2 protein-coding genes are annotated in these 18,459 nt (G+C 75.1%); both read left to right on the top strand.

Features of this window, described 5'->3' with window-relative positions; genetic code table 11:
• Positions 1-246: 246 nt before the first annotated feature.
• Complete coding sequence (locus OG403_RS07580; RefSeq protein WP_329562503.1) at positions 247-8,994, top strand: type I polyketide synthase; 8,748 nt, start codon at positions 247-249, stop codon at positions 8,992-8,994.
• Positions 8,995-9,082: 88 nt separating this feature from the next.
• Positions 9,083-18,457 carry a type I polyketide synthase gene (locus OG403_RS07575; RefSeq protein ID WP_329562502.1) on the top strand — a complete coding sequence of 3,125 codons (9,375 nt, stop codon included), beginning with the start codon at positions 9,083-9,085 and terminating at the stop codon, positions 18,455-18,457.
• Positions 18,458-18,459 lie beyond the last annotated feature (2 nt).

Genomic DNA, 18,459 nt, shown 5'->3' with positions numbered 1-18,459 from the left:
CGCAGTCGCCGACACCTCGTCAACCAGGGGAAGTCGGTAGGGGAGCGTAGGGGTTGGCCCCCCTGAGGGCGCTCAGTAGCGTGATGCCGTCTATTGCATCGGACGTCGCAACCGGGTGCTCAGCCGGAGTCGCTTCCGCGTTGCTTTCGCGTTGCTTCCGGCGTTCACATCCGGCGTTGTGCCCGGCGTTGTGCCCGGCGTCGCGCCCGGCGTTCAGGTGACCGGCCAAAGGGGTTGGAAAAGGGAATGACGAATACTCGGCCCGAGTCCCGCGCCGGACGACCCGAAGGCATTGCCGATATCACCGAAGAGCCGATCGCGGTGGTCGGAATGGCCTGCCGGCTGCCCGGTGCGCAGCGGCCCGCCGACCTCTGGCAGCTGCTGCGGGACGGCGTGGACGCCGTCGGCGCCCCGCCCGCCGACCGCTTCGACGGTGGACTGCCGCAGGAGTGCCCGCCGTTCGGCGGGTTCCTGGACCAGGTCGACCGGTTCGACGAGACCTTCTTCCGGGTCTCGCCGCGCGAGGCCGCCGCGATGGACCCGCAGCAGCGGCTGCTGCTCGAACTCGGCTGGGAGGCACTGGAGGACGCCCGGATCGCCCCGGACGCGCTGCGCCACCAGCCGGTCGGCGTCTACGTCGGCGCGATCCTGGACGACTACGCGATCCTCCAGGCCAGGGCCGGCCTGGACGCGGTTGGCCCGTTCGCCTTCACCGGCGTGGCCCGCTCGCTGCTGGCCAACCGCCTCTCCTACACCCTGGGCCTGCGCGGCCCCAGTCTGACCGTGGACACCGGCCAGTCCTCCTCGCTGGTCGCGGTCCACCTGGCCTGCCAGAGCCTGCGCCGTGGCGAGAGCGGCCTGGCCGTGGTCGGCGGGGTCCACCTCAACCTGGCGCCCGACAGCATGCTGCGCGCCGCCCGGGCCGGGGTGCTGGCCCCGGACGGGCGCTGCCGCACCTTCGACGCTGACGCGGCCGGCTTCGTGAAGGGCGAGGGCGGCGCGCTGGTGGTGCTCAAGCCGCTGAGCGCCGCGCTCGCCGACGGCGACCGGATCCACTGCCTGGTGCTCGGCAGCGCGGTCAACAACGACGGCGGCGGCGCGGGCCTGACGGTGCCCGACCCCGAGGCGCAGCGCGCCGTGATCGAGGCCGCCCGCAGCCGCGCCGGAGTGGACCACCAGGCCGTCCAGTACGTGGAGTTGCACGGCACCGGCACGCCCACCGGCGACCCGCTGGAGGCCGCCGCGCTGGGTGGCGCGCTGGGCGCGGGCCGGGCGGCCGGGCAGGCGCTGCGGGTCGGCTCGGTGAAGACCAACCTGGGGCATCTGGAGGGCGCCGCCGGGATCGCCGGACTGATCAAGACCGCGCTGAGTCTGACGAACCGTCAGCTGCCCGCGAGCCTGCACCACGAGAACCCGAACCCGCGGATCCCGTTCGAGGAGCTCGGACTTGCGGTCCAGCGTGATCTGGGGCCGTGGCCGCACCCGGACCGGGTGCTGGTCGCCGGGGTCAGCTCCTTCGGGATCGGCGGCACCAACTGCCATGTGGTGCTGGGCGAGGCGCCGTCCTCCCCGGGCGGTGCCGAGGACGCCGGGGTGCGGCCGGAGCTGTTCGTCTGGCCGCTCTCCGGGCGCGGACAGGACGGGCTGCGCGGCCAGGCGGCCCGGCTGCGGGCGTACCTGGACGAGCGGCCGGAGGCCGAACCCGCCGACCTGGCACTCTCCTTGGCGACCACCCGGGCCGCGCTGGAGCAGCGGGCGGCGGTGGTCGGCCGCGATCGCGAGGAGCTGCTGCGGGGTCTGGACGCGCTGGCGGCCGGGCTGCCCGCGGCCGGGGTGAGCGGTGGCACGGCGGGCGGGGAGCGGCGGATCGCGCTGCTCCTCGCCGGGCAGGGCAGCCAGCGGGCCGGGGCCGGGCGGGAGTTGTACGACGCGTTCCCGGTGTTCGCGGCGGCGCTGGACGAGGTCTGCGGGCAGTTCGACGGTGTGCTGGACCGGCCGCTGCGCGAGGTGCTGTTCGACGCCGAGTCGGAGCTGCTCGACCAGACCGTCTACACGCAGGCCGGGTTGTTCGCGATCGAGGTGGCGCTGTTCCGGCTGCTGGAGTCGTGGGGGGTCACCCCGGACTACCTGGCGGGCCACTCGATCGGCGAGTTGGCGGCGGCGTATCTGGCGGGGGTCTGGTCGCTCGAAGACGCGTGCAAGCTGGTGGCGGCGCGTGGCCGGCTGATGCAGGCGCTGCCGTCCGGTGGCGCGATGCTCGCGGTGCAGGGGAGCGAGCAGGAGGTCCGGGCGGCGCTGGGCGAAGCAGTGGACGTCGCTGCCGTCAATGGGCCTGCGGCGGTGGTGGTTTCGGGCGTCGAGGCGGAGGTCGCGGCGCTGGAGGCCGCATGGCGGGCGGAGGGCCGCAAGGTCAAGCGCCTCACGGTCAGCCACGCGTTCCACTCGGCGCTGATGGACCCGATGTTGGCGGAGTTCCGGGCGGTCGCCGAGTCGCTGACCTACCGCGCGCCGCGCATCCCGGTGGTCTCGAATCTCACCGGCGGCTTCGAGGACCTCACCTCGGCCGACTACTGGGTGCGCCACGTCCGCGAGGCCGTCCGCTTCGGCGACGGCGTGCGCACGCTGCAGGAGCAGGGGGTGCGCACCTTCCTGGAGTTGGGCCCCGACAGCGTGCTCTCCGCCCTCGTCCCGGACGGCACGGTGTCGCTCCCGCTGCTGCACGGGGACGAGCCCGAGGCGCGGGCGCTGCTCGCCGCCGTCGCGGGTGCCTGGACCCGGGGCGCCGCGATCGACTGGACCGCACTGCTCGCGGGCAGCGGCGCCCGGCTGACCGACCTGCCGAGCTACGCCTTCCAGCGCCGCCGTCACTGGTTCGCCGCCGACGCCGCGAGTGCCGGCACCACGATCGCCGCGACCACTTCCGTCGAGCCGGCCGCGCGGTTTGAGCCGACCGGGCCGGCCGCCGCGGGTGACTCGCTGGCGCTGGTCCGCGCGCACGCCGCCGCGCTACTCGGGCACGCCTCGGCCGAACTGGTCGACCCGGACCTCTCCTTCCGCGACCTGGGCTTCGACTCGCTGCTCGCCGTCCGGCTGCGCACCCAGCTGGGCGAGGCGACGGGCCTGGCGCTGCCGATGACGGTCACCTTCGACCACCCCACCGCCCGCGCGCTGGCCCGCCACCTCGACGCCGCCCGGTCCGGCACCGACCCGGACGAGGAGTCCGCCCGCCCGGCCGCCACGCGCCGCTCCGCCGCGGCCATGGGGGCACCTCCCAGCCGCCAGGCTGGGGGAGAGCCGATCGCCATCCTCGGCATCGGCTGCCGCTTCCCCGGCGGCATCAGCACGCCCGAGCAGCTCTGGGAGCTGATCGAGGGCGAGCGCAGCACCGTCTCCGAGTTCCCGACCGACCGCGGCTGGGACCTGGACCGGCTCTTCGACACCGACCCGGCCGCCGCCGGTGCCTCCTACACCCGGCACGGCTCGTTCATCGAGCGGATCGCCGGCTTCGACGCCGGCTTCTTCGGCATCTCGCCGCGCGAGGCGCAGGCGATGGACCCGCAGCAGCGGCTGCTGCTGGAGACCTCCTGGGAGGCCGTCGAGCGGGCCGGCATCGTCCCGGCCGATCTGCGCGGCACCCGCACCGGCGTCTTCGTCGGCGCCACCGACGCCCAGTACGGGCCCCGGCTGTACGAGTCCGGTGACGGGACCGACGGCCACCGGCTGACCGGCGCCTCGATCAGCCTGGCCTCCGGCCGGATCGCCTACCTGCTCGGCCTCGAAGGCCAGGCCCTGACCGTGGACACCGCCTGCTCCTCCTCGCTGGTGGCGCTGCACCTGGCCGTCCAGGCGCTGCGGCGCGGCGAGTGCGACCTGGCGCTCGCGGGTGGCGCGGCGCTGATGCCGACCCCCGGGATGTTCGTCGAGCTGAGCCGCCAGCAGGCGCTGTCGCCCGACGGCCGCTGCAAGGCCTTCGCCGAGACGGCGGACGGCACCGGCTGGGGCGAGGGCGTCGGCATGCTGCTGGTCGCCCGCCTCTCGGACGCGCGGCGCTTGGGCCACCCGATCCTCGCAGTGGTGCGCGGCACGGCCGCCAACCAGGACGGCGCCTCCAACGGCCTGACGGCCCCCAACGGCCTTGCTCAGCGCAAGGTGATCCGCCAGGCGCTGGTGGACGCCGAACTGACGGCCGATCAGGTCGACGTGGTGGAGGCGCACGGCACCGGCACCAAGCTGGGCGACCCGATCGAGGCGCAGGCGCTGCTGGCCACCTACGGCCGCGACCGGGACCCGGAGCAGCCGCTCTGGCTCGGCTCGCTCAAGTCCAACCTGAACCACACCCAGGCGGCCGCCGGTGTCGCCGGCGTGATCAAGATGGTGCTGGCGCTGCGGCACGGCGTGCTGCCGCGCACCCTGAACGTGGACGCGCCGACCTCCCGGGTGGACTGGTCGGCGGGCGCGGTGCGGCTGCTGACCGAGGCCCGCGCCTGGCCGGAGCTGGACCGGCCGCGCCGTGGCGCGGTCTCCTCCTTCGGGATCAGCGGCACCAACGCGCACGCGATCATCGAGCAGGCGCCCGGTTCTGATGTTCCGTCAACTACCGCGACCAAGCAGCCGATCATGGCCCTGGCGGCCACCCCCTGGCTGCTCTCCGGACGCGGCGAGGCGGCACTGCGGGGGCAGGCGGGTCGGCTGGCGACGGTGGCCGGCGAGCTGGATCCCGTGGCGGTGGCCGGGGCGCTGCTGCGCGAGCGGTCGATCTTCGAGAACCGGGCGGTGGTGCTGGGTGAGGATCTGGCCGAACTGCTGGACGGTGTCCGGGAACTGGCGGCCGACGCGGAATTCCCCGGCGTGCTGCGGGGAGTGGCGGCGGGCGGCGGACGGCCGGTCTTCGTCTTCCCGGGGCAGGGGACGCAGTGGGTCGGGATGGCCCGGGAGTTGACGGCCTGCTCGCCGGTCTTCGCGGCGTCGATCGCGGCCTGCGAGGCGGCGCTGGACGGCCTGGTGGACTGGTCGCTGACCGAGGTGCTGGCGGGTGACGGCACCGAGTTCGCCGGTGTCCGGGTGCTGCAGCCGGTGCTGTTCGCGGTGATGGTCTCGCTGGCGGCGGTGTGGCGGGCGGCCGGAGTGGAACCGGCCGCGGTGGTCGGGCATTCGCAGGGCGAGGTGGCGGCCGCGCACGTGGCGGGGGTGCTCTCGCTGGCGGACGCGGCGCGGATCAGTGTGCTGCGGGCGCAGGTGATGGAGCAGATCGCGCACGTGGGCAGCATGGTGTCGCTGTTCGCCTCCCGGGCGCGGGTCGACGAACTGGTCGCCGAGGTCGGCGGCCGACTGTATGTCGCGGCGGTGAACGGGCCCTCGACGGTGGCGGTGTCGGGCGAGTTCGCGGCGCTGGACCGGTTGCTGGAGCTGTGCGAGGCGCAGGGGGTGCGGGCGCGGCGGATCGCGGCCGCCTTCCCGTCGCACTCGCCGGAGGTGGCGCCGGTGGAGGCGGAGGTGAAGGCGGCGCTCTCCTCGGTGGTGCCGCGCACCGGCAGCGTCCCGATGCTCTCCACGATCCGCGGCGAGTGGCTGTCGGGTCCGGAGCTGACCGCCGACTACTGGTACGAGAACCTGCGCTACCCCGTGCTCTTCCAGGACGCCGTCGAGCAGTTGGCCAAGGCCGGCCACCGCACCTTCGTGGAGGTCAGCGCCCATCCCGTGGTGGTCCCCGCGATCGAGGACACGCTGGCCGAACTCGGCCTCGGCGGGGTGGCCGTGGGCACGCTGCGGCGCGACGAAGGCGGCGCCGGGCGCTTCGTCCGCTCGCTGGCCCAGGCCCACGTGAGCGGCGTGGACGTCGACTGGAGCACGTTGATCACCGGTGCCGGGCGGGTCGAACTGCCCACCTACGCCTTCCAGCGCCAGGACCACTGGCCCCCGGCCCGCCAGGCCTCGGCCGGCGACCCCGCCGAGCTGGGCCTGCTGCCGCTCGCCCACCCGCTGCTGAGTACCGCCGCGCCCTTCGCGGCCGGTGACGGCGCCCTGCTGAGCGGTCGGCTCTCGCTGCGCACCCACCCCTGGCTGGCCGACCACGCCGCCGCCGGGACGGTGCTGCTCCCCGGCACCGGCCTGGTCGAACTCTGCCACCAGGCGGCGCGGCTGCTCGGCGCCCAGGCGGTCGAGGAACTCGCCCTGGAGGCACCGCTGGTGATCCCCGAGGAGGGCGAGGTGCGGATCCAGGTCCGGGCCGGCGCCGTCGGGGAGCGCGGTGAACGGAGCGTCGAGGTCCACTCCTGCACCGACCGGGCCGACCACGGCGAGTCGATCGCCGAGGCCCGGTGGACCCGGCACGCCACCGGCCTGCTCACCGCCGCTGTCCCTGAGCCGCTCGCCGTCCCCGCGCCGCTCGCCGTCCCCGCGCCGCTCGCCGCCCCCAGGCCGCTCGCCGGACCCGGCGCGGCCGCGAGCTGGCCGCCCGCCGCCGCCGTCCCGCTGGACATCGAGGCCGGCTACGCGGCGCTGGCCGCCCGTGGCTACGAGTACGGCCCCGCCTTCCAAGGCCTGCGCGCCGCTTGGCAGCTGGGCGAGGAGATCTGCGCCGAGGTGGCGCTGCCCGCCGAGTTCCAGGCGCAGGCGGGCGACTACGCCCTGCACCCCGCGCTGCTGGACGCGGCCCTGCACGCCGCGCTGCTCGCCTCCAACCCCCGGGCCGGCGGCGAACCCGGGCCGCTGCTGCTGCCGTTCGCCTTCACCGGCGTCAGCATCGAGGCCCCGGGCGCCGGTTCGCTGCGCGTCCGGGTCACGCCGGACGGCCCCGACAGCGTCTCGCTGCTGCTCGCCGACGGGCTGGGCGACCCGGTCGGGCAGGTGCGCTCGCTCAGCTTCCGCCCGGTGGCCCCCGGCGCCCTCACCGGGGCGAGCGGTCGCCAACTCCCGCTGTACCGCCTGGAGTGGCGGCCGGTCGAGCCGGACCGTTCAGCAGGTCCCGCCCCGCTGGCGGACTGCTGGGCGCTGCTCGGCGCCGACCGCTTCGAGCTGGTCCCCGTGCTGGAGCGGGCCGGGCTGCGCACCGACCGCTACCCCGACTTCGACACCTTCGCGCAGTCGCTGGCCCCCGACGGCGAGTTGGCGGCCACCGAGCGCACCGTGATCGCCTACGCGCTGGCCGCAGCGCCCGGCAGCCGGCCACCGGCGGAGGTCCGCTCGGCCGCCTACCGGGCGCTGGAGCTCGTGCAGAGCTGGCTCGGCGACGACCGCCTGGACGCGGCCCGCCTGGTCGTGGTGACCCGGGGCGCGCTGGCCACCGGCAGCGCCGCCGACCCCGAGACCGACCTGGCCGCCGCCGCGGTCTGGGGCCTGCTGCGCTCGGCGCAGTCGGAGCACCCGGGCCGGATCGTGCTGCTGGACGTCGACACCGAGCCGCCCACGCCCGCCGCGCTGGCCGCCGCACTCGGCAGCGCCGAACCGCAGCTCGCGCTGCGCGGCGAGCAGGCGCTGGCACCCCGGCTGGCCCGGACCGCCGCCGCGTCCCGGCCCGAGCCTGAGCAGGCCCCCGCACTGGACCCCGACGGCACTGTGCTGATCACCGGCGGCACCGGCTCGCTCGGCGCGCTGGCGGCCCGTCACCTGGTCGCCCGGCACGGCGCCCGGCACCTGCTGCTGGTCAGCCGCCGGGGCGCGCAGGCCCCCGGCGCCGCCGAGCTGCACGCCGAACTCGCCGCCGCCGGAGCCGAGGTGACCCTCGCGGCCTGCGACGTGGCCGACCGGGACCAGCTCGCCGCGCTGCTCGCCGCGCTGCCGGCCGCGCACCCGCTGACCGCCGTGATCCACACCGCCGGCGCGCTGGACGACACGGTGGTCACCTCGCTCACCCCCGAGCGGCTGGACGCCGTGCTGCGACCGAAGGCCGACGCCGCCTGGCACCTGCACGAGTTGACCCGCGACGCCGAGCTGACCCACTTCGTCACCTACTCCTCGGTGATGGGCCTGCTCGGTGGCCCCGGCCAGGCGAACTACGCCGCCGCCAACGCCTTCCTGGACGCGCTGGCGCACCGCCGCCGCGCGCTCGGACTGCCGGGCCTCTCGCTGGCCTGGGGCCCGTGGGCGCAGGACGGCGGGATGACCGAGCACCTGGACGCCGCCGACCTCGACCGCCTGGCCCGCTCCGGCCTGCCGCTGCTCGGCGAGGCCGAGGGGATGGCGCTCTTCGATGCCGCGCTCGGGCACGCCGCGCTCGGGCACGCCGCGCTCGGGCACGCCGACGCGGTGCTCGCCCCGGTCCGGCTCGACCTGCCCGCGCTGCGGGTCCGGGCCGCCGCCGGGACGGTCAACCCGCTGTTGCGCGGCCTGGTCCGGGCGCCGGTGAAGCGCGCGCCGGCCGAGCTGGGCGCTCGCCAGCAGGCCTCGCAGGCCGAGCGGCTGGCCGCACTGCCGGCCGCCGAGCGCCACCGGGTGCTGGCCACGCTGGTCCGCGAGCACACCGCCGGTGTGCTCGGGCACAGCTCGCCGGACGGCGTCGGGGTCGAACGGGCCTTCACCGACCTGGGCTTCGACTCGCTGACCGCCGTCGAGCTGCGCAACCGGCTCGGCGCGGCCACCGGCGTCCGGCTGCCGGTCACCGTGATCTTCGACCACCCGACCGTCGCGGCCCTGATCCAGTACCTGGTCGAGGCCACCGCGCCACAGCAGGGCACGGCGCCCGACAGCACGGCCGCCACCCCGGCCGGCGGCGCGCCCGGGGGTTCGTCCGGGGGCTCGTCCGGGGCCTCGTCCCGGGGTTCGTCCGCCACCGACCTGTTCGCGGAGCTGGAGCGGCTGGAGCGGGTGCTGCGCGAGGTCCCCGAGGGGGCCGAGCAGCGCGGCGCGATCGCCGCCCGGCTCTACGGATTCCTGGCCGGCTGGGGCACCAACTCCGGTGCCGCGCAGGCCGAGCAGGCGGAGCCGGAGCACGACCTGGACGACGCCAGCGACGAGGAGTTGTTCGAGCTGCTCGACAACGACCTCGGGCTCTCCTGAGCCCGCCGCCCGAGCCTCGCCGAACCACCCCTTTACCACGCCACCGTGCTGCCCCGCCGTCCTGGCAACTCCCGAGGAGCTGAAGGCTATGACCACCGAGCAGAAGCTGCGCGACTACCTCAAGCGGGCGACTGCGGACCTGCGTCAGGCGCGGCGCCGGCTGCAGGAGCTGGAGGAGAGCGGCAGCGAACCGATCGCCATCGTCGGCATGTCCTGCCGGTTCCCCGGCGGGGTCCGCACGCCCGAGGAGTTCTGGGAACTGGTGGCGGAGGGCCGCGACGCCGTCTCCGCCTTCCCCACCGACCGTGGTTGGGACCTGGCCACCCTGCAGCACGCCGACTCCGAGCGCCCCGGCGCCTCCTATGTGCGGGCCGGTGGATTCCTCTACGACGCCGGTGAGTTCGACGCCGGGCTGTTCGGCATCTCGCCGCGCGAGGCGCTGGCCATGGACCCGCAGCAGCGGCTGTTGCTGGAGACCGCCTGGGAGAGCCTGGAGCGAGCCGGCATCGCCCCCGACTCGGTGCGCGGTACCCAAGTCGGCACCTTCATCGGCTCGCTGGCCCCCGACTACGGTCCGCCGATGCACGCGGCCCCCGGCGAGCACGAGGGCTACCTGCTGACGGGCAATCAACTCAGCGTCGCCTCCGGCCGGATCGCCTACAGCCTGGGCCTGGAGGGCCCGGCGGTGACCGTGGACACCGCCTGCTCCTCCTCGCTGGTGGCGCTGCACCTGGCCGTGCAGTCGCTGCGCCGGGGCGAGTGCGCGATGGCGCTGGCCGGCGGTGTCACCGTGATGTCCCAGCCGGGCATCTTCGTCGACCTCGGCCGCCAGCGCGGCCTGGCCGCCGACGGGCGCTGCAAGGCCTTTGCGGCGGGGGCCGACGGCTTCGGCCCGGCCGAGGGCGTGGGCATGCTGCTGGTGGAGCGGCTCAGCGACGCGCAGCGGCTGGGCCATCGGGTGCTGGCCGTGGTGCGCGGTTCGGCCGTCAACCAGGACGGCGCTTCGAACGGTCTGACGGCGCCGAACGGCCCGTCGCAGCAGCGGATGATCCGTCGCGCCCTGCTCAACGCGGGCCTCGCGGCGGGCGAGGTCGACGCGATCGAGGCGCACGGCACCGGTACCCCGCTGGGTGACCCGATCGAGGCGCAGGCGCTGCTGGCCACCTATGGCCAGGGACGGGCGGCGGACCAGCCGCTCTGGCTCGGCTCGGTGAAGTCGAACATCGGCCACACGGCCGCCGCCGCCGGGGTGGCGGGCGTGATCAAGATGGTGCTGGCGATGCGCGGTGGCGTGCTGCCGCGCACGCTGCACGTGGACGAGCCGACCCCGCACGTGGACTGGTCGGCGGGTGGGGTGCGGCTGCTCACCGAGGCGGTGGCGTGGCCGCAGACCGGGCGGCCGCGCCGGGCCGGGGTCTCCTCGTTCGGGATCAGCGGGACCAACGCGCATGTGATCCTGGAGCAGGCGCCTGACGAACTGTCAGAAACCGTTGCCGAGCGCCCGGTGGTGGATGCCTCGGTGCTGCCGCTGGTGCTGTCGGGCAAGGGCGAGGCGGCGCTTCGGGCGCAGCTCGAGCGGCTGTCGGCGGTTGAAGGTGACCCGGCGGCGGTGGCTGCGGCGCTGGTCCGTGGGCGTGCCGTGCTGGAGGACCGGGCGGTGCTGCTGGGCGACCAGCAGCTGACCGGTCGGGCGGTCGGTGACGGCGGGGTGGTGCTGGTCTTCCCGGGTCAGGGTTCGCAGTGGGTCGGGATGGCGTCGGCGCTGATGGCGGCTTCGCCGGTGTTCGCGGAGTCGATCGCGGCCTGCTCGGCGGCGCTGGCGCCTTTCGTGGACTGGTCGTTGGAGGACGCGCTCGCGGATGCTTTGCTGCTGGAGCGGGTTGACGTGGTGCAGCCGGTGCTGTTCGCCGTCATGGTCTCGCTGGCGGCGTTGTGGCATTCGATGGGCGTCACGCCTTCGGCGGTGGTCGGCCATTCGCAAGGTGAGATCGCGGCTGCTTGTGTGGCGGGTGCGTTGTCGCTGGAGGACGCGTCGCGGGTGGTCGCGCTGCGGGCCAAGGCGCTGGCGCGGGTGGCGGGTTCGGGTGGCATGGTGTCGCTCTTCGCCTCCGCTTCGACGGCGGGTGAGCTGCTGGCCGGGTTCGAGGGCCGGGTCGGCATCGCCGCCGTCAACGGCCCCGGCTCGGTGGTGGTTTCCGGTGAGGCCGCCGCGCTGGACGAGTTCATGGCGGTCTGCGCCACGGCCGGCGTGGACGCCCGCCGGGTCAACGTCGACTACGCCTCGCACTCCGCGCAGATGGAGATCCTGGAGGACGAGATCCTCCAGGCACTCGCTCCGATTTCCGGCCTGGCACCCACCATCCCGATGCTCTCCACGTACACCGGCGAGTGGGTCAAGCCCGGTGAGCTGGGCGCCCGTTACTGGTACGAGAACCTGCGCCACCCGGTCCACCTCCAGCAGGCGGTGACCGAGCTGGCCAAGGCCGGGCACCGCGTCTTCGTGGAGTCCAGCCCGCACCCGGTGCTCACCGTCGGCGTGCAGGACACTCTGGAGGAGAACGGCGGCGGTATCGCGCTCGGCACCCTGCGCCGCGAACAGGGCGACGCCACCCGGTTCCTGACCTCCGTGGCCGAGGCCTTCGTCAACGGCGCCACGGTGGACTGGTCGCGGGTGCTGACCTCCTCCGCCCAGGTCGAGCTGCCCACCTACCCCTTCCAGCGCGAGCGGTTCTGGCTGGACGGCTCCAGCGCCGCCCCGGCCGCCGTCGCCGAAGCCGACGCGGCCGACAGCGAGTTCTGGCGCGCCGTGGAGAGCGGCGACCTGGCCGCCTTCACCGAGACCCTCGGCGTGGCCGGCGACCAGTCGATCAGCACCCTGCTGCCCGCGCTCGCCGACTGGCGCCGTGGCCGCCGGGACAGCGCGGTGCTCGACTCCTGGCGCTACCGGATCGCCTGGCACCCGACCGGTGAGCCGGACTCCGCCCGGCTGACCGGCCGTTGGCTGCTGATCCTGCCCCAGGACGGCACGGCCGGCGAACTGCCCGCGCAGGTCGAGGCCGCACTGAGCGCCGCCGGCGCCGAGCTGGTCACCCTGCCCGTCGGCGCGGCCGCCCTGGACCGGTCCGCGCTGACCGCCCTGCTCCGCGCGGCCGGGCCGGTGGACGCCGCGCTCTCGCTGCTCGCGCTGGACGGCACGCCAGCTCCCGCCGCCCCGCACCTGCTGACCGGCGTGGCGGGCACCCTGGTGCTGCTCCAGGCACTCGGCGACGCCGGAGTGGACGCCCCGCTCTGGTGCGCGACCCGGGGCGCGGTCTCGGTCGGCGCCGGCGAGGTGCTGTCCGCGCCCGCCCAGCAGCAGGTCTGGGGCCTGGGCCGGACCGCCGCACTGGAGTACCCGGACCGCTGGGGCGGTCTGGTCGACCTCCCCGAGCACCTCGACGCGCGGGCGGCCGGCCGGCTCTGCGCGGTGCTGGCCCACGATGCCGAGGACCAGGTCGCCATCCGGCCCACCGGCCTGCTGCTGCGCCGCCTGGAGCGCGCACCGCTCGCCGACACCCCGCCGGTGCGCACCTGGCAGCCGCGCGGCACCGTGCTGGTGACCGGTGGCACCGGAGCGATCGGCCCGCACCTGGTCCGCTGGCTGGCCGGTGGCGGCGCCGAGCACCTGGTGCTGACCACCCGGCGGCCCGCCGACGCACCGGAGTTCGCCGAACTGCGGGCGCAGACCGAGGAACTGGGCGCCCGGCTGACCATCGCCAGCTGCGACGTCGGCGACCGCGCCGAACTGGCCGCGTTGATCGAGCGGGTGGAGGCCGACGGGCCGGAGATCCGCGCGGTGGTGCACGCCGCCGCCTACATCAAGCTCGGCCCGCTGGAGGGCGTCAGCCTCCAGGAGTTCGACGACACGATGGCCTCCAAGTCCGGCACCGCCGACTACCTGGACGAGCTGCTCGACCGCGACTCGGTGGACGCCTTCGTGCTCTTCTCCTCGGTCGCCGGCCTCTGGGGCAGCGGCGACCACGGCACCTACGCCGCCGGCAACGGCTACCTGGACGCGGTGGCCGAACGGCGCCGGGCACGCGGACGTTCGGCGATCTCGATCGCCTGGGGCGTCTGGGACGGCTGCACCCCGGCCGGCGTCGACCCGGACCGCCCGGCCCGGCACGGCCTGCCCACCATCGCGCCGCGCCTGGCCCTGCTCGGCATGCAGCAGGCGCTGGACCACGACGAGACCACCATCGCGCTCGCCGAGGTGGACTGGCCGAGGTTCGGCCCGATCTTCACCTCCGCCCGCCCGCGCCCGCTGCTGGCCGGTATCCCCGAGGCCCGGCCCGCCGGCCAGGCCCCGGTTGCCGCGAGCACCGGCGGCGCCCGGCCCGCGCCCTCCTCCTCCGCGCTGGCCGAACGGCTGCGCGGCCTGAACGAGAACGACCAGCTCAAGGCGCTGCTGGAGCTGGTGGTCAGCGAGGCCGCCGCCGTGCTCGGCCACCAGGCGGGGAACGGTGTCCAGGCCGACCGCGCGTTCCGCGAGAGCGGGATGGACTCGCTGACCTCCGTCGAGCTGCGCAACCGGGTGGGCGCCGCCACCGGCCTGCGGCTGCCCGCCGCGCTGGTCTTCAGCCACCCCACGCCCCAGGCACTGGCCCGCCACCTGCACACGCTGCTCATCGGCACGGCGGCAGCGGCACCGGCCGCCACGGCTACCGCCGCAGCCACCGCTACGGACGAAGAGCCGATCGCGATCGTCGGCATGGCCTGCCGCTTCCCCGGCGGGGTCAACTCCCCGGAGGATCTCTGGCGGTTGGTCGACGGCGGCGGCGACGCCATCGCCGGCCTGCCCGGCGACCGGGGTTGGGACCTCGGCGCGCTCTACGACCCGGACCCGGACCGGGACGGCACCAGCTATGTGCGGCACGGCGGATTCCTCTACGACGCGGGCAAGTTCGACGCCGGCTTCTTCGGCATCTCGCCGCGCGAGGCGCAGGTGATGGACCCGCAGCAACGGCTGCTGCTCGAGACCTCCTGGGAGGCCGTCGAGCGGGCCGGGATCGATCCGCTCTCGCTGCGCGGTAGTAAGGCCGGTGTCTTCGTCGGCATCAACTACCAGGACTACGGCACCGGTCTGAGCGCGCTGCCGGCCGGCTCGGAAGGCCACCTGCTGACCGGCTCGGTCTCCAGCGTCGCCTCCGGCCGGGTCGCCTACACCATGGGCCTCGAAGGCCCCGCGATCACGCTGGACACGGCCTGCTCCTCCTCGCTGGTCGCGCTGCACCTGGCCGGACAGTCGCTCAACCGGGGTGAGTGCACCATGGCGCTGGTCGGCGGCGTGGCGGTGATGTACAACCCGCGCACCCTGGTCGCCTTCAGCCGCCAGCGCGGGCTCGCCAAGGACGGCCGCTGCAAGGCCTTCGCGGCCGGCGCGGACGGCATGGGCCTGGCCGAGGGCGTGGGCATGCTGCTGGTGGAGCGGCTCAGCGAGGCGCGGCGGCTGGGCCATCAGGTGCTCGCGGTGGTGCGCGGCAGCGCGATCAACCAGGACGGCGCGAGCAACGGCCTTGCCGCGCCCAGCGGTCCGGCGCAGGAGCGGGTGATCCGGCAGGCGCTGGCAGCCGCCGGCCTGACGGCGGACCAGGTCGACGCGGTGGAGGCGCACGGCACCGGCACCTCACTCGGCGACCCGATCGAGGCCGAGGCGCTGCTGGCCACCTACGGCCAGGAGCACCCGGCGGACCGGCCGCTCTGGCTCGGCTCGCTGAAGTCCAACATCGGCCACACCCAGGCGGCTTCGGGCGTGGCGAGTGTGATCAAGACCGTGCAGGCGCTCCGGCACGGGGTGCTGCCGCAGACCCTGCACGTGGACGCGCCCTCGCCGCACGTGGACTGGTCGGCGGGCGCGGTGGAGCTGCTGCGCGAGCGGACGGCCTGGCCACAGACCGGGCGGGTGCGGCGGGCGGCGGTCTCCTCGTTCGGGATCAGCGGGACGAACGCGCATGTGATCCTGGAGCAGGTAGTTGACGTGACGTCAGAAGCAGTTGCCGAGCGGCCGGTGCTCGATGCCTCGGTGGTGCCGTTGGTGCTGTCGGGCAAGGGTGAGCCGGCGCTGCGGGCGCAGATCGAGCGGTTCGCCGCTGTCGACGGGGAGTTGGCGGCGGTCGGGGCGGCGCTGGTGCGCGGTCGGTCGGTGTTCGAGGACCGGGCGGTGCTGCTCGGTGGTGAGCAGGTGACCGGTCGGGCGGTCGGTGACGGTGGGGTGGTGCTGGTCTTCCCGGGTCAGGGTTCGCAGTGGGTGGGGATGGCGTCGGGGCTGCTGGCGGCTTCGCCGGTGTTCGCGGAGTCGATCGCGGCGTGCTCGGCGGCGCTGGCGCCTTTCGTGGACTGGCGGTTGGAGGATGCGCTGACGGATGTCGCGTTGCTGGAGCGGGTTGACGTGGTGCAGCCGGTGCTCTTCGCGGTGATGGTGTCGTTGGCGGCGTTGTGGCGTTCGATGGGGATCACGCCGTCGGCTGTGGTGGGTCACTCGCAGGGTGAGATCGCGGCCGCCTGCGTGGCCGGCGCGCTCTCGCTGGAGGACGCGTCCCGCGTCGTGGCGCTGCGGGCCAAGGCGCTGGCGCGGGTGGCTGGTTCGGGTGGCATGGTGTCGCTCTTCGCCTCCGCTGAGAAGGTCGGTGAGCTGCTGGCCGGGTTCGAGGGCCGGGTCGGCATCGCCGCCGTCAACGGTCCCGGCTCGGTGGTGGTCTCGGGTGAGGCTGCCGCGCTGGACGAGTTCATGGTGGTCTGCGCCGAGGCGGGCGTCGATGCCCGCCGGGTGAAGGTGGACTACGCCTCGCACTCGGCCCAGATGGAGCTGCTGGAGGCGGAGATCACCGAGGCGCTGGCTCCCATCACCGGCTTGGCGCCCGCCATCCCGATGTTCTCCACCTACACCGCCGACTGGGTCAAGCCCGGTGAGCTGGGCGGGCGTTACTGGTACGAGAACCTGCGCCACCCGGTCCGGCTCCAGGACGCCATCGCCGAACTGGCCAAGGCCGGACACCGCGTCTTCGTGGAGTCCAGCCCGCACCCCGTCCTCACCGTCGGAGTCCAGGACACCCTGGACGCCAACGGCGGCGGCATCGCGCTCGGCACCCTGCGCCGCGAACAGGGCGACGCCACCCGCTTCCTGACCTCGCTCGCCGAGGCCTTCGTCAACGGCGCCACCGTCGACTGGACCCGGCTGCTCACCGCCGCCGGACACGTCGACCTGCCCTCCTACCCCTTCCAGCACGAGCACTACTGGTTGCTGGACGCCGCCGCGCCGGCCACTGCCGCCGAAGCCGCCTCCTCGGACGGCGAGTTCTGGCGCGCGGTGGAGAGCGGCGAGCTCGCCGCTACCCTCGGTGTGGACCTGGAGCGCCCGCTGAGCGAGGCGCTGCCGGCCATCGCCGCCTGGCGCCGCGAGCGCACCGACAGCGCGGCCATCACCGACTGGCGCTACCGGATCGACTGGCGCCCGATCGCCGACCCGTCCAACCCCGCTGGTCTCGGCGGTAACTGGCTGATCGTCAGCTCACCCGCCGTCGACGGCGCTCTGGTGCAGGACTGCGCGGTCGCGCTCGGCAAGGCCGGCGCCGAGGTGATCGAGCGCACCGTCGCCGCCACCGATGCCGAGACCGCGCACTTCGTCGACCTGCTGCGCGCCGCCGGTCCGGTGGACGGCGTGCTCTGCCTGCTGGCCCTGGACACCTCGCCCACCGCCCAGGACGTCCCGCGCGGTCTGGCCGGCAGCCTGGCCCTGGTGCAGGCGCTCGGCCAGGTCCGGAGCACCGCGCCGCTCTGGCTGGCCACCCGGGGTGCCGTCAGCACGGAGCCCGGCGCCGAGCCGCTGGACCTGAGCCAGGCCCAGCTCTGGGGGCTCGGCCGGGTGGTCGGTCTGGAGCACCCCGAGCGCTGGGGCGGCCTGGTCGACCTCCCGGAGCAGTGGGACGGGCGCAGCGCCGAGCGCCTGGGCGCCGTGCTCGCCGGTCTGCCGTGCGACGACGGCACCGAGGACCAGCTGGCGATCCGCCCGTCCGGGATCCACGTCCGGCGCCTGAACCGCGCCCCGCAGCCGACCCGCGCCCCGCAGCCGACCCGCGCCACGAACGCGCCCTGGCGCCCGCACGGCACCGTGCTGATCACCGGCGGCACCGGCGCCATCGGCGGCCACGTCGCCCGCTGGCTGGCCGTTGCCGGGGCCGAGCACCTGGTGCTGGTCAGCCGCAGCGGCCCCGAGGCGCCCGGCGCCGAGGAACTGTGCGCCGAACTCCGGCAGCTCGGCGCCCAGGTCACCCTCGCCGCCTGCGAGGTGGCCGACCAGGCCGCGCTGACCGCACTGGTGGCCTCGGTGGAGGCGGCGGGCGGCGAGCCGATCCGGGCGGTCTTCCACGCCGCCGGCGCCGGCTGGACGGCGACCCTGGACGAGACGACCACCGACCTGCTGGCCGACTCCGCCACCGCCAAGGTGGCCGCGACCCGCGCGATCGAGGCCGTCCTGGGCGAGCAGTTGGAGGCCTTCGTCCTCTTCTCCTCCAACGCCGCCGTCTGGGGCAGCACCGGTCTGGGCGCCTACGCCGCCGCCAACGCCTTCCTGGACGCCTTCGCCGAGAACCGGGCCGCCCAGGGCCGACCGGTCACCTCGGTCGCCTGGGGCCTGTGGGACGGCCCGGGGATGGCGCAGGGCGCCGCCACCGAGCGGATGCTGCGCCGGGGCCTGCGGGCGATGGACCCGCAGCGGGCGGTCGCCGCGCTGCGCCAGGCCCTGGAGCAGGGTGAAGTCCTGCTCGCCGTGGCCGACTTGGACTGGCCTCGGTTCCACGCCGCGTTCGCCGCCACCCGGCCGCGTCCGCTGGTCGCCGACCTGGCGGAGGTGCGGCAGTTGCTCAGCGCGGCCGCCGAGGCGCCCGAGCAGCCGGCGGACCGGAGTTCGGCCTACCTGGCCACGCTCGCCGCCACCCCGCCGACCGAGCGGGTGCGGGCGCTGGTCGAGCTGGTCCGCACCCACGCGGCCGCGGTGCTGCGGTTCGACTCGCCCGGTGCCGTGCCCGCCGAACGGGCCTTCCGGGAGCTGGGGTTCGACTCGATCATCGCCGTCGAGGTGCGCAACCGGCTGGTCAAGGCCGTCGGACAGCGGCTGCCCGCCACCCTGGTCTTCGACCACCCCACCCCGCAACTGCTCGCCCAGCACCTGGCCGAACTGCTCTTCCCGGGCAGCGGCCAGGCGGTGGCCACCGACCCGGCCGAGGCGGCGATCCGCGACCTGATCGCCACCATCCCGCTCCAGCGCCTGCGCGAGGCCGGCCTGGAACAGGCACTGCTGCGGCTGGCCACCGACCCGGGCCCCACGCCGTCCGCAGTGGCCGCCGAGCCGGCTGCCGACGCCCCCGACATCGACGCGCTCGACGCGGAGAGCCTGATCCGTCTGGCCCTCGACCCTTCCGACTCCTGAGA

The organism is Kitasatospora sp. NBC_01266 (assembly GCF_036242395.1).
Classification (GTDB): domain Bacteria; phylum Actinomycetota; class Actinomycetes; order Streptomycetales; family Streptomycetaceae; genus Kitasatospora.
This window is presented reverse-complemented; position numbering and strand designations above follow the sequence as displayed.